We start from the raw sequence: 14,005 nt of genomic DNA, 5'->3' as shown, positions 1-14,005 counted from the left end.
ATGCTTCTGATGGGCGCCCGGTACCAAGACGGTATCCGGGCGCTTAGGGGTCAGCAGTGTTTCGATAACCGTGGTCTATCGGGTTATTCAGGACTTTATCGGGCATGGGAAAGGGGAGAAACTTCGTACTAAGGCATTTTAAAACAGTGATGTAGTGTACCTTGGCGGCGCGGTTTATTGTGATGTTCGGCTGAAAACCTTCGGCGGTGCGCGTCTAATTTGACTGCCACACCGCCAACGGTACTATTGAGTTAAAAATCACATACATATGGGAGACAATGATGACTGCTCAACCCCCCTCGTACGACCCGCAGAATTTTAGGAGCGACGCCGTTCCTTCTGATACGCAAGCCATTTATATTCAAGAAGGCGGAGACTCTGCAAGCAACCTTTTTAATCTGCCTTCTAAACATCCTAAAATTCTTCGTCTACAAGAAATTATGATTGTGTCGGCGATTATCTGTTTTATTCATGGGCTCATCTCGGCATTTGCGCCGGGTAACGCTAAACCTCTCGAGGGACTGCCTGAATTCGGGGTTGCTGGCGGCATCGGGTTGCTTGTTGTTTCGGCTGCCGTTTACCTCACCGTCTATTTCATGGTGCAAAACGGTAACCGGCTGGGCCTGACAATTGGGCTTATCTTCGCAATTTTGGGCGGGCTGATCGCTATTATGTCCCTTCTAGGTAACATTCTTGATACTCAACGCTATGGTTTTGTGCCGCTCTATGCTGGCTGGTTTATTGCCAATGTTCTGTGGATTCGCGCCGCTTTCGACCCGGCAGTGAAAGCTGCTCTCAAGTAGGTTCCCGTAACTTTTCGGCTACACCGTGAAAGTAGCCTGCAAAACCGGTCGCACCCCGCCAACTGGGATGCGGCCGGTTCCTATATGTACTCTTCGTGCTGCGAAGCAGAAACGTGAGAGGGGCAAACGGTGAAAGAGCCCTCCGACTGCACTAAAATAGTAAGGATGGGCAGGCCCCTCAAAATTGTAGGGTGCGCCCCTAACCTCAGGAAGAACGCAGAGAAGAGTAGCAATGACCGATCCCGTGCAGGAGACCGAGAACGCGCCTGAATCGGCGCAAACCCTCGCCAGCATCGCACAGATTCTCAATGAAAACCCCGAAAGTGGGCTTGAGATTGTGCGCGCCGCCTTTGACGCTGAGCGCGAGCGCGCACTGACCGCCCTCCGCGAACGTGCCAAAGATTTTGAATCGCTTAAAACGGTGCGCCTAGGCTTTTTCGGCGATAAGGGGAGCATGAGCTTGGCAAACAAGCAAATGCGTGACCTTCAGAATCAGCACAAGGGACCCGTGGGGAAACTGCTGGGGCAGGCACGTGCGGCGCTCACCGAGGCTATTGAGGCCCGTACCGCAGAACTTGAAGCAGAGCGCGAGGCACGTATCCTAGAGGAAGAAGCAGTTGATGTGACAGCGGCTTCAGCGCGGCGTTCGCTGGGTGGGCGGCATCCTGTGGCGCTCATGCAGGAAAAACTCACCGATATCTTCGTAGGTATGGGCTGGGAAGTCGCCGATGGACCGGAACTAGAGTCCGAGTGGTACAACTTTGATGCCCTGAACATTAAGCCTGACCACCCGGCACGCGATATGCAAGACACCTTCTACGTCGAGCCGCGAGAGGCACATTTGGTACTGCGCACCCACACCTCCCCGGTGCAGATGCGCGCCATGCTTACCCGTGAGCTGCCGTTATACATTGTGTGCCCCGGTCAGGTGTACCGTACAGATGAGCTGGACGCCACACACACCCCCGTATTCCATCAGATTGAGGGGCTTGCGGTTGATAAAGGCCTGACGATGGCTGATATGAAAGGCACCCTGGAGTATATGGCCCGCGCCATGTTTGGTGAGGAAGCTAGGATTCGTTTGCGCCCGAACTTCTTCCCCTTCACCGAGCCTTCCGCTGAGCTAGATTTGTGGCATCCGAACGCCAAGGGTGGTCCGCAATGGATTGAATGGGGCGGTTGCGGCATGGTAAACCCCAATGTGTTGCGTGCAGCCGGGATCGACCCCGAAATATATTCGGGGTTCGCCTTCGGCATGGGTATTGAACGTACCCTTATGTTCCGTAATAACGTCCCCGATATGCATGACATGATTGAGGGCGACATTCGTTTCTCTGAGCAGTTCGGGATGGAGATTTAAAACAATGCGAGTACCCCTATCATGGTTGCGCGAGTTCGCGCCTGTTCCTGAGGACGCGACGGCTGAAGACGTACTGGACACCCTAGTGAAGGTTGGGCTGGAAGAGGAGGCTGTGCACCGTCCGGCCGATGAGATCTCTGGCCCTATTGTGGTCGGTCAGGTGCTCTCGATAGAACCTGAGACGCATTCTAACGGTAAGACTGTGAACTGGTGCCAGGTGCGTGTTGTTCCTGAGGGGCAGCAACAGACTCTCACCGGTAAAGGTATCGAAGAATCCGGTGTGCAGGGCATTATCTGTGGCGCCCACAACTTCAAGGTCGGCGACAAAGTCGTGGTGACCCTCCCTGGTGCCGTCCTACCCGGAAATTTCGCTATTACTGCCCGTAAAACCTACGGGCACAAGTCTGCCGGTATGATTGCCTCCACCCGCGAGCTGGGTATTGGTGAGGACCACGGCGGTATTTTGGTGCTCTCCACCCTGGGACTCGATCCGGAACTTGGGTCAGACGCGCTGGAGCTTTTGGGGCTGTATGACGAAGCAGCCGAGGTTAATGTGACCCCCGATCGCGGATATGCGTTTTCGATTCGCGGTATTGCCCGTGAATACGCGCATGCGACCGGAACTTCTTTCAACGATTTTGTTCTGGAATACGGCGCTCGCGCCCCCAAAGCGAACTCCGAAGGCATTCCGGTACGCCTGGAAGACTCTGCACCAATTCACGAGAACCCTGCAACCATACGCTTCGTCATGCGCCGGGTTAATGGTGTGGATGCGACCGCGCCTGTACCCACGTGGATGGCTTCGCGTTTGCGTTTAGCGGGCGTGCGTTCTATCTCGCTGCCGGTAGATATTTCCAATTACGTGATGCTTGAGACCGGTCAGCCGCTGCACTTCTATGATGCCGATAAGGTACAGGGAGAAATCGTGGTGCGTCGAGCAGTCGCAGGGGAGAAGCTGACGACTTTGGACGGCGTTGAACGCGACCTGCACCCCGAGGATATCGTGATTACCGATGATTCCGGCGTTATCGGTCTTGCCGGTGTCATGGGCGGTGCTTCTACCGAGGTTACGGCTGAGACGAAGAATATTCTGATCGAGGCGGCGCGTTTCGATGAAGTATCTATCGCGCGTACTGCCCGCCGCCATAAGCTGATTTCTGAGGCTTCGAAGCGGTTTGAGCGTGGGGTAGACCCACAGATTCAGCAGGCGGCAGCGCAGCGGGCGGTCGAGCTACTGACTCAGCTGGCCGGTGGTACAGCTGATGCTGGGGTGACCGATGCGGCTCTGCCGTATCATCCCGTAGTAATTGATCTGCCTTCCGAGTACACCGCTGGCCGTATCGGTGTGGACTACTCACAGGAGCAGATTGTTGCGTGCCTGAGTGAGATCGGGTGCGACGTTGAAAAAACTGAGAACGGTTATTCTGTGACGGTTCCTTCGTGGCGTACCGACCTGCTGGCGAAAGAGGACCTGACGGAGGAGATCGCCCGGATCGACGGGTACGATAAAATTCCTTCGTCTTTGCCGGTGGCACCAGCCGGGCGCGGGTACACCCCCGAGCAGTCGATGCGCCGCCGTGTTGTGGACGCACTTGCCGCGTCCGGTATGACTGAAGTTTTTGCGTACCCGTTTGTTTCAGCGGATGAAAACGCCCGCTGGGTTGCACCTGTGGCGGGGGAGCAGGTCGCTTCGGTGCGTCTGGTAAACCCGATTTCTTCAGCGCAGGGGTGGATGCGCCGCTCGCTGCTGCCGGGGCTGGTAGGGGTGCTGAAGCGTAATCTTTCGCGTGGGTTTAAGAACCTGGCGATTTTCGAGGCTGGACGTGTGTTTATTCCGCGCCTCCAGCACGGCTCGGCATTGAACCCGCCCTTGGGGCAGCGCCCCAGTGATGAAGTGTTGGCTGAGCTAAACGCCGGTATTCCCGAACAACCAATCCATATAGGTGGCTTGTTCACCGGCGCTGAACACGACCCGATGCCAGGTACGCAGGCACGTCCCTATGATTGGCGCGACGCATTGGACGCAGTGCGTCTGATTGCTGATGCTATGGGCGTGGAACTGGTGATCGTGCAGGGCACACACCAGGCTTTCCATCCAGGGCGTACTGCGCGCCTGTGCACCGTTGAAGGCGAGACGGTCGGGTTTGCTGGTGAGCTTCATCCTAAGCTTTTGCAGACTGAGAACTTACCTGAACGTACCTGTGCGTTCGAGCTGGATTTCACTGCCCTTTTGGACGCGAACGCCCCTGCGCCGCAGGCAGCCCCGATATACGGCTTCCCCGCCGCCACCCAGGACGTTGCTCTGCTGGTGGATGCGTCGGTACCTGTCGCCGAGGTTTCTCGTGCGCTGCGTGAGGGCGCTGGCGAGCTTTTGGAGGATATTAGGGTGTTTGACGATTACCGCGGTGCGGGTATTGAGCCGGGGAAGAAATCCTTAGCATTTGCGCTTCGGTTCCGTGCTCCTGACCGCACCCTAACGGCTGAAGAGGCAAGTGCGTCCCGTGAGGCGGCGGTAGCTGTTGCGACGGAACGTTTCGGTGCTGTAGCACGCGTATAGGACTGATTTCGGTGCTGCTGACGGGGCGGGGGAGCGGTTGCTCACCCGCCCCATTGTCTGGTGCAGGGTCGTTACAACGTATATTTGTTGTTAGATATGCATAATTTATACCTTTGGTGGAATTAAAGTTTTGGGCCGCGTCGGCTTTCTCAAATGCGTTGTAGACCGGTACCCTAGACCGTAGAGAAAATACTAGGAGACACATTCATGGCTGAACGAGAATACGAGCACGAAGAATACGACGAAGTAGACGGCGAATACATCGAAGATATCGACGGCGGCGAAGAAGTCGTTGACGAAGATTTTTTTGATGAGGATGATGAAGTCGAGGAAGTAGACTCGGAATTCTTCGAGATGCACGGGGATGAAGAATACGAGGAATATTCAGAGAACCGCGCTAGCGTGAGCTGGGGCGCGGTGCTGAGTGTTGTTGCGGCTCTTATCCTGGCTGTTGCTCTGTGCGTTGTGGGTGGTCGGGCGTTGTTTGCGGCGCAGCAGGATACCGGTATTACCGGTAAAACGTGGGTTATAGAGGGTTCTTTTGTCGATGTTACCCCCGACCTGGAAACGAAAGATAATGTGGCCCGTTATAAGGGTACTTTGCCGGTTGATGAGCGTATTGATGGGAAAATATATCGTTCGAATCTGAAAGACCGTCAGAAAGTAAGCCGGGGTGAGGAGATCGAATTCCGTGGCTCTCAGACCGGTATAGTTTCCTCTGACTTCCCGCGTGAAGTGAGCGCGTTGTTGGTCGAAACTGGAGATAACCAGCTTGAGGTAATTCGCACTGGTGAAAAGGGCAGTCTGCATGAAGTAGATGAGGGTACCGTGGGCCGACAGAAACTGATTGGGTGGGCCAGCTTTATTGGTGCTTTGCTTGTTCTCATTGGTGGCGGTTATGTGGGTGTTATTTTGACTCGACGCGCTCGACAGCAAGCTCTTGAAAGTGAATATGAGGGTGAAGAAGATCTTGAACTCGATTAACCTTTAGAGTTGGCTCATATTGAGTTTTAGAGGCGGGTATCTGCGGCTGTTGAATGCCGCTGATATCCGCCTCTTTTCGTTACCCCTATCAATAATGGTGGTGAATAACACATAAATTTTGTTAGTGTGGATTGACAAGGAGAAAATAGAAAATATTTGAGTTTTTCACCCTAAATCTTTTTAAATTATTCTTCGCATAATACCTATTTTGAGCGAATATTTATGTGTGCGTGTATTATCTTTATGGAGGAGATTTTGCCGCCCGGTAACCTTCCGGTGTTCCGACGGCTGTACCTCCACGATAATGACCGAAGGAAGAAGAAGAGACATGCCTTTCCCCTCGACCAAAATCGCGCGTCAGGCTCGCATCGTTGAGCTGCTGCAAACCCGACGCGTACGTTCTCAGGCCGAATTGGCGCAGTACCTCATTGATGATGGTATGAAAGTCACCCAAGCTACTCTATCCCGTGACCTTGTTGAGATCGGTGCCGAGCGTATCCGTGATGAAGGCTCCGGGCTAATTTACGCAGTTCCGAATTACCCTGCCCGGCGCGGTGGGGGAGAAACCCCGGATGCGCGTATGATTTCTCTGTTCAAAGAACTGTTGATTACAGCTGAAGGATCTGGTAATACAACTATCCTTCGTACACCACCGGGGGCGGCACAGTTTTTGGCTTCCTCCATTGATCAGAGTGGTTTAGAAGCTATTTTAGGGACCATCGCTGGGGACGATACCGTTATGGTGGTAACACGTGACCCCTCGGGCGGTCAGGAACTTGCTGAAAGCTTCCTTGCCTGGTCGGCAGGTCAGTAGCTTTAAGAGTTTCAGGTAGAGAGCTAGTAGTATCAGCGGAGCCGCCGAACAATGGGTGTTCGGCGGCTCCGGTGCACTTTGAGGGAGTGGCTCTTGAGAATAGGCTAATTAGCAAGTAGCTTCTGCATGCTTGGCAGATCAAAGAACTGTGCCACCTGGGCAGGGGTTTGTGTGCCGAGGTGAGGGTCAGCACCTGCTTTTAGCAGCGCCTGTGCGATGGGTTCGTTATCGCGGAATACGGCGCATACAAGCGCGGTTTGTCCCCTGTCGTTGAGGCGGTTCAGATCAGCTCCGGCATCAATGAGGATGCGTACCATGTCTTTGTGTTCGTGATACGCGGCGAGAATAAGTAGGGTATCGCCGTTAGAGTTGGTGAGATTCACGGGTATGCCTTGGTCAAGGAGCGAGGTAAGCGCTAGAGGCTTGTTGTCGCGCACAAGGTCAAAGATTGAGTTGAGAAAATCAAGGTCTTGACTGGTGAGCTGTGTATCTTGAGAAGGTTGGGGTATTTGTGTGTTCATGGTTTCTCTTCCCTAATAGGGCGATTTATCGCTGTGGTACGGGGGAGTCTGCGCTCAAAGTACTTATTGTGAATTACTAAAAATATTAAAAATGATTTTATCATAATAAGAAGAACGGGGAGGTGTCTCAGGGCCAGCCGCAGCCTCCCAAACGAGCCATGTAAAGGACTAAAATAGTGAGAACGTGCTGCACTATCTTATGCGCCCCCATCAGGTGCATCTCACGACCTCTGCCCGCAAGGACATTACATGCCAACTAGCGAACCCCAACACCAACAACACTTCGCTGCACCCGCCGAGACGCGGAAAGACTCACACACGTACCTTCCCACAGTCGCGCCACAGCCACGCAATAATATCGCTGCCCTTTTAGCCGACAAAGCCCACAATAACGACACGGCACTCATTGTCCCCAGCGCTGCCGGTGGGGTAACCCATATTAGCTACCGTGAACTAGCTCAGGCAGCCGCCCGCGTACAAGACTACCTGCAGGGTATTGGTGTACGTGAAGGCGACCGCGTCGCACTTTCACTTCCCAACGTTCCCCTTATGCCCGCTATCTACTATGGTGTCCTTGCCGCAGGCGCTATCTGTGTACCGCTGAATCCGTTACTGAGCGCGGCCGAGCTGGAACACCACATTCAAGACAGCACAGCAAAAGTCCTCTTCGCCTGGGAGGGCACAAGGCTAGCCGAAGAAGCCCCGCGTATTCCCCACATTGAGCGAGGCACTCTGCGCCTTGAAATACTTCGCGCGGCCACAGGCCAAGGCCCAGAAACCTGTTTCGCTCCCTTTCATATGAGCCCACCTGATAGCACCCAAGCGGTACTCACTCCATTACCGGTCTGTGGGGCAGATCCCGCGCTTATCCTCTACACCTCAGGAACCACCGGAAAGCCTAAAGGTGCCACTCTAACTCACGCAAATATCCTCAGTAACGCACATAGCTGCGCGGAGGTTTTCGGGTTCACTAACGCAGACATCATCTTTGGTGGGCTGCCGCTTTTTCATGCCTTCGGACAAACCGTGTCCATGAACGCCACATTTAGTGCAGGAGCCGCCGTTGCCCTTTTGCCTCGGTTCACTCCCGCTGACGCGCTGTATCTCATTGAACAGGCCCACGTGAGCGTGCTCGCAGCGGTACCCAGCATGTACCTAGCGCTCGCCGATGTTCTTGACTCTAATCCCGAAAGCTCAGCGTGCTTGAGGGGGCGTATCCGTTTCGGTATATCCGGTGGGTCACCTCTGCCGGAACCGGCGCATCGGAGATTTGAGAAACTGGTCTCCTGCCCCATCTATGAGGGGTACGGACTGAGCGAAACGTCGCCGGTGGTCTGCTTTAATCGGTCGCAGTTTGGCCTGATCATCGGGTCGGTGGGGCGTGTGCTGCCCGGGGTGAGGGTGCAGGTACGCAAACAGGACGGCACCCCAGCGCCCGCCGGAGAGGCCGGGCAGCTCTGGATTTCGGGAGAAAACGTGATGGCAGGGTACTGGGAAAACCCAGAAGCCACAGAACAGGCTTTCGACGGTTCGTGGTTCGCATCCGGCGATATTGCCAGTATCGACGCAGATAACAATATTTATATTCTTGACCGTATTAAAGATATGGTGCTGCGCAACGGTTACTCAGTGTACCCGCGAGAAATTGAAGATGTGCTCTACGTGCACCCTCAAGTGCGTACCGCCGCCGTGGTGGGGGTCCCCGACGAGCGGGTGGGAGAAGAAATCCTAGCGGTCATTCTTCCGCGTGAGGCCACAAATACCTCTCAGCTGGAACATGAGTTAGACAGCTTGGCCCGCACCCACTTAGCAGCGTATAAGCACCCACGCCGCTACCTTTTTGTGAACGAGCTACCGTTAGGGCCAACCGGTAAAATACTCAAACGTGAGTTGCGGGCCGCCTTGGGACTCACCGAATAAAAGCGAGGTGCCGCTAAAACAGAGTAGAATTCTGTAGGCTACATTAGCACCACGCCCCCGACTAAATGGGGCTGCACAGACACCTTGGATGCACAGCATCCGCCACCGGAAAGCGAGATATATGAGCGTCACCGAGCCTGCCCCCATGCAGCAGATCGTACCTGATGCGTGCACAACCATTGAGAATTATCCGCACGAGGGTATCCTTTTCTACGATGTGACCACGCTTTTTGCCAATGCCAAGGTATTCAAACAATGCATTGATGAGTTGGCCCGCCGGTTTGAAGGTACCTATGATGTGGTGGCCGGTGTTGAGGCGCGTGGTTTTTTGTTAGCATCAGCGCTTGCCTACGCCACGGGTAAAGGGATTATGACGGTGCGTAAGGCAGGTAAACTGCCGCGCGAGACATTCCGCGAAGAGTACTCCCTAGAGTATGGTACGGCGGCCGTTGAGATTCACTGCAATGATTTCCCAACGGGTACTCGGGTGCTTTTAATGGATGATATTTTAGCCACCGGAGGTACCCTGGTAGCTGCAGCGAAGCTGGTGGAGCGGGCACAGCTGCAGGTGGCTGGTATTGGTGTGCTCCTTGAGCTTGATGGCTTGGGCGGTCGTACCGCGCTTGAGTCGTACCATGTTGAGAGCCTTAGCGCGGTCACTGAGTAATTCTTCACTCACATTTTTGGGTTTTAGCTTAGGGTAAGTTTCCCACCCCTGTGTGAACCCTGTAAAATAGTTCACCGTATTTTCGATACCGCCCGGCGGTTCTCGCCCGGGCGGTATTACTGTTCTAAGGAGCCGCATTTGTCCGCAGATGACCAGCAGTACGCGAATGTAGAAGAGGCGGAACGCCGCAGGGAGCGGGTTTTCGCGGAGCAGCTCAACCTTGAGCGTGACTATGTTTCACGCCTGTATTCTCGTCTTGATACTTTGCGGCAAGAGACTGAGCAGAAGCTCGCGCAGGTGCGGAAGAACCAGGCAGTGGGTGGGCACCAGAACCGGTCGGAACGGGACTCATTTGCGGCCCACTATGAGGACCGTCTAGCGCAGCTTAACGCGGTAGATGCGCGGTTGGCGTTTGGTCGTTTAGATATGAGCCGCGAGGGCGAGGACGTGACCCGCTATATTGGGCGGCTGGGGATTACTGATGAGCAGCAGAACCGCCTGTTAATGGATTGGCGTGCCCCGGAAGCGGGAACTTTTTACCAAGCAACAGCGTTCACACCAATGGGGGTGCGTCGTCGTCGCCACCTCATGCTTGAAGGCCGCACCGTGGTGAACCTTGAGGATGAAGTATTTGACCCAGCCATGCTGCAGGATTCAGGTGAGTTACATGGCGAGGGTGCACTGCTGGCTGCGCTCAATCAGAAGCGTACGGGGCGCATGAATGATATTGTGGCGACTATTCAGGCTGAGCAGGATGCGATTATCCGCTCGGACCTGGCGGGCGTGCGCGTGGTGCAGGGCGGGCCGGGAACAGGTAAAACGGCAGTTGCCCTGCATCGTGCCGCATACCTGCTATACACGAATCGTGAGCGTCTCGCTAAGGCAGGTGTGCTGGTAGTGGGCCCCTCGAATTCGTTTATGTGGTATATCGAACGTGTGCTGCCTTCCTTGGGGGAGACAGGCGTGGTGATGGCATCGTTGGCGACCTTGTACCCGGGCTTACAGGCTGTGGCCGAGAAGAGCCGTAAAGTTGCTGCTTTAAAAGGCGGGCTGCGTATGGTGAAAGTGATTGAGCGTGCGGTTGCTGACCGGCAGAAGGTGCCGCAAGAGGCGCAGCAGCTTAACGTTGAGGGTACTGATGTTGAGCTGACTCCTGAGATGGTGCGTTCTGCCCGTGCTCGGGCTAGGGCCACAGGCAAACCGCATAATGAGGCACGTGAGACATTCGTAAAAATCCTGCTTCGTGAGCTGACCACTGCATTGGATGAGCAGTTGAATAAGGCGGCGGGCCGGGTAGTGGAGCGCCCGTATCTGCAGGATGATGTGCGCGGCAGCTTGGATGTGCGCCGTGCCCTTAACCTGGCGTGGATGCCGCTTTCTCCCGAAACATTGGTGCGCTCGCTTTTTTCGAAACAGCACTATCTGATATCTGCGACACCTGATTTTACGGAACAGGAGCGGGCCCTTCTAGCACGTGAGGCTGATGCTCCTTTCACCGAGGCGGATGTACCGCTGCTGGATGAAGCAGCCGAACTGCTGGGCGATTTTTCGAAGGTGACAGGCGCAGCGGCGGCGGCTCGCGCGGCGGCTGAGCATCAGGCGAACCTGGAAAACGCCGCTAAGGCACTGGAGAATGTGCATCAGTCTCTTGCCGATGTCGGGGCTGACGGAGTGGTCACTGCGGAGCAGATTGCAGCGATGAATGAGACTGTGCGTGAGCGCATGACAGCTGCGGCTGCGGCCCAGTCTGATCGTACGTGGGCGTATGGGCATATTGTGGTGGATGAGGCTCAGGAACTTTCACCCATGCAGTGGCGTCTGCTAATGCGCCGGTGCCCTATGAAGTCTTTGACGGTAGTGGGGGATATTGCTCAGGCTTCTTCAGCAGCCGCGGCTTCTTCCTGGGAACAGGCACTTGAGCCATTTGTGGGGGAGCGTTTTACGCTTGATGAGCTGACGATTAACTACCGCACCCCGGCACAGATTTCTGATGCTGCTGTTGCTGTGGCCCGATTGGCTGGTTATGAGGTGTCAGCCCCGCGTGCAGTGCGTCAGGGTGACTGGGGGCCGCAGGTTCACCGTGTTCCTGCGGAGCGCGTGGTGGCTGAGACGGTGTCTGTTGTGAACCGCGAGGTTGAGCACAGCGGCGGGGCACTGATTGGGGTTATCTGCCCACCAGATGAGTATATTGCGGTGGCACAGGCTGTGGGGCGGGCACAGACCGGGCGTACCGGTACCGCGCAGGACGCTCTTGAGAATCAGGTTCTAGTGCTCACCCCGTGGGAGGCAAAGGGGCTTGAATTTGATGTTGTGGTTATTGTTGAGCCGCAGCGTCTTATTGATGATGCGCTTGGGGCTGTGGGGGATTTATATGTGTCGATGACTCGGCCCACTCAACGTTTGCATCTGGTAGGTGATCGTATGCCTGAGGGGCTTGAATAGAACCCGTTTGGGTCTGAACTGTTTAAAAGTTCTGCGCGTAGCAGCAGCTGTGAGGCTGAGTAAGCGGGATGTTGAGAAAGCGCGTGCTCGGTTGCTACCTGCTAGGCTTAACCCTGTGTAAATCCTCTTGTGTTGTATCCGCTACCTGCGGCACGCAACCTCGACCCGTATGAAACGGAGAACCATGTCTGCCGACATCCTCAATGCGCAGCATAATGACGATACTTTTGAGAACATTTGGCAGGAGCTCAAGTGGCGCGGTCTTGTGCACGTGAGCACTGATGAGGAGGCGCTGGAGAAAGCGCTGAGCAGCGAGACTGTAACGTTCTATACCGGTTACGATCCTACCGCCGCGTCTTTGCATCTGGGGCACCTCGTGCAGCTATTGGTGATGCGTCGTTTGCAGCTTGCCGGGCATAAGCCGATTGGTTTGGTGGGTGGTTTTACGGGATTGATTGGTGATCCTCGTCAGACGTCGGAGCGTGTGCTTAATTCCCGTGAAGTTGTTGCTGGGTGGGTTGATTCGTTGCGTTCCCAGATTGAGCGGTTTCTCTCGTTTGAGGGAGAGAACGGCGCCCGGATGGTGAATAACTTGGACTGGGGCGGGCAGCTTTCCGCTATTGATTTCTTGCGTGATGTTGGTAAGCATTTCCGTGTGGGAACTATGGTGAAGAAGGAAATCGTTGCTAAACGCCTGAACTCAGAAGAGGGTATTTCTTACACCGAGTTTTCATACCAGATTTTGCAGGGGCTGGATTACCTTGAGCTTAATCGTCAGTACGGGTGTGCCCTGCAAACCGGTGGTTCTGATCAGTGGGGTAATCTCACAAGCGGTACTGAGCTGATTCGTAAGGTTGAGGGTAAAACCGTTCACGCTATTGGAACTCCGCTGATTACCAATTCCGATGGCACGAAGTTTGGTAAGAGCGAAGGTAACGCAATTTGGCTGAATCCTCAGATGTGCTCACCCTATGCCTTCTACCAGTTCTGGCTTAATACCGCTGATGCTGATGTGGTGGACCGCTTGAAGGTCTTTACTTTCTTGACTCGTGCTGAGATTGGCGAATACGAGCGTAAGGTTGAAACGGAAGCGTATAAACGTGAGGCTCAGAAACGACTCGCCTATGAGGTGACAGCTCTTGTGCATGGTGTTGAGGCTACACATCAGGCTATTGCGGCTTCGGAAGCTCTTTTTGGTAAAGGTGATTTTGCGGCTTTGGATGAAAACACTCTTCAAGCGGTGATGAGTGAACTGCCTTCAGTTGAGCTCTCTTCAGATCAGCTGGATTTGATTACAGTGCTTACGGAGCTTGGTTTTGCTTCTTCCAAATCTGAAGCACGCCGCATTTTGAAAGAAGGCGGCGCCTCGGTTAACGGGGCGAAGGTTCAGGGGGAGGGGGCCGTGATTACAGCTGAGCAGTTGCTTCACGGTAAGTACGCGATTGTGCGTCGTGGTAAGAAAAACCAAGGTGCTATTACGGTCGTATAGAGATTTGACTGTAGACATTGAAGGGGGTTTACTGCACAGCTTGTGCAGTAAACCCCCTTCTTATTTACTGTCGCAACGTGGGTGGGAACGCCATAGGCGCGAATGCGCTGCCATGCCAGGAATTACCCTTAGAGAAGCACCCTGCTGCGCCCAGATACCAGAGTGCTGAAAAATTTTTGTGAGAATTTTTAACGGTCCAACAGGCCATCAGTTCCGCGTGTTTTCAAGGAACTCTGAGGTGTGAGGGCCTCCGTATAGCTTGTTTACCCCCCAATACAGGCCTATTTGTGTTGCAGAACACTCTAATCCGGGTTGCGTGTTGTGTGGGGGGTGTGTATAGTTGTATGAGTCGCCGCGGCGAGGGGCCCTGAAGGGGTGCTGTTGATGTTGTGGTTGGCTCTGAATGATGACTGTCTGGGGGGCTTCTGCGTGCCTGTTGTGGGTGTGT

Annotated in this window: 10 protein-coding genes; 9 read left to right on the top strand and 1 reads right to left on the bottom strand. The window is 54.6% G+C overall.

Annotated features, from left to right (window positions below; translation table 11 throughout):
• The first annotated feature begins 281 nt into the window (after positions 1-281).
• From D8M23_RS05115 to D8M23_RS05095, 5 genes are all read left to right on the top strand, one after another.
• Complete coding sequence (locus D8M23_RS05115; RefSeq protein WP_236588911.1) at positions 282-803, top strand: ABC transporter ATPase; 522 nt, start codon at positions 282-284, stop codon at positions 801-803.
• Between the two features lie 232 nt (positions 804-1,035).
• Positions 1,036-2,163, top strand: coding sequence for a phenylalanine--tRNA ligase subunit alpha (pheS, locus tag D8M23_RS05110; RefSeq protein WP_126853961.1), 1,128 nt, complete (start codon positions 1,036-1,038; stop codon positions 2,161-2,163).
• Positions 2,164-2,167: 4 nt separating this feature from the next.
• Entirely contained in the window at positions 2,168-4,720 is a 2,553-nt protein-coding gene (gene pheT / locus D8M23_RS05105) for a phenylalanine--tRNA ligase subunit beta (protein ID WP_126853960.1), read from the top strand.
• 207 nt (positions 4,721-4,927) lie between these two features.
• Positions 4,928-5,704, top strand: coding sequence for a hypothetical protein (locus D8M23_RS05100; protein ID WP_126853959.1), 777 nt, complete (start codon positions 4,928-4,930; stop codon positions 5,702-5,704).
• A gap of 328 nt (positions 5,705-6,032) precedes the next feature.
• A complete protein-coding gene (locus tag D8M23_RS05095) occupies positions 6,033-6,518 on the top strand; it encodes an arginine repressor (protein ID WP_023132807.1) in 486 nt (161 codons plus the stop codon).
• Between the two features lie 104 nt (positions 6,519-6,622).
• Here the strand turns inward: D8M23_RS05095 and D8M23_RS05090 are convergent, their stop codons facing one another.
• A complete protein-coding gene (locus D8M23_RS05090) occupies positions 6,623-7,039 on the bottom strand; it encodes an ankyrin repeat domain-containing protein (protein ID WP_126853958.1) in 417 nt (138 codons plus the stop codon).
• A 249-nt stretch (positions 7,040-7,288) separates the two neighbouring features.
• On the opposite strand from D8M23_RS05090, the gene D8M23_RS05085 reads away from it, so the two are divergent.
• The 4 genes from D8M23_RS05085 to tyrS all read left to right on the top strand — a co-directional run bounded on the left by D8M23_RS05085 (position 7,289) and on the right by tyrS (position 13,557).
• Positions 7,289-8,959, top strand: a complete 1,671-nt coding sequence (locus D8M23_RS05085) for an AMP-binding protein (protein WP_174234616.1) — start codon at positions 7,289-7,291, stop codon at positions 8,957-8,959.
• Positions 8,960-9,080: 121 nt separating this feature from the next.
• Positions 9,081-9,626: an adenine phosphoribosyltransferase gene (locus tag D8M23_RS05080; protein ID WP_126853957.1), complete on the top strand. Its 546-nt coding sequence runs from the start codon at positions 9,081-9,083 to the stop codon at positions 9,624-9,626.
• A gap of 138 nt (positions 9,627-9,764) precedes the next feature.
• Positions 9,765-12,068 carry a HelD family protein gene (locus tag D8M23_RS05075; RefSeq protein WP_126853956.1) on the top strand — a complete coding sequence of 768 codons (2,304 nt, stop codon included), beginning with the start codon at positions 9,765-9,767 and terminating at the stop codon, positions 12,066-12,068.
• A 184-nt stretch (positions 12,069-12,252) separates the two neighbouring features.
• Positions 12,253-13,557 (top strand): tyrosine--tRNA ligase, encoded by a 1,305-nt coding sequence (gene tyrS / locus D8M23_RS05070; protein ID WP_126853955.1) that lies wholly within the window; start codon positions 12,253-12,255, stop codon positions 13,555-13,557.
• Positions 13,558-14,005 lie beyond the last annotated feature (448 nt).

The organism is Rothia sp. HSID18067 (assembly GCF_003989445.1).
GTDB lineage: Bacteria > Actinomycetota > Actinomycetes > Actinomycetales > Micrococcaceae > Rothia > Rothia aeria.
This window is presented reverse-complemented; position numbering and strand designations above follow the sequence as displayed.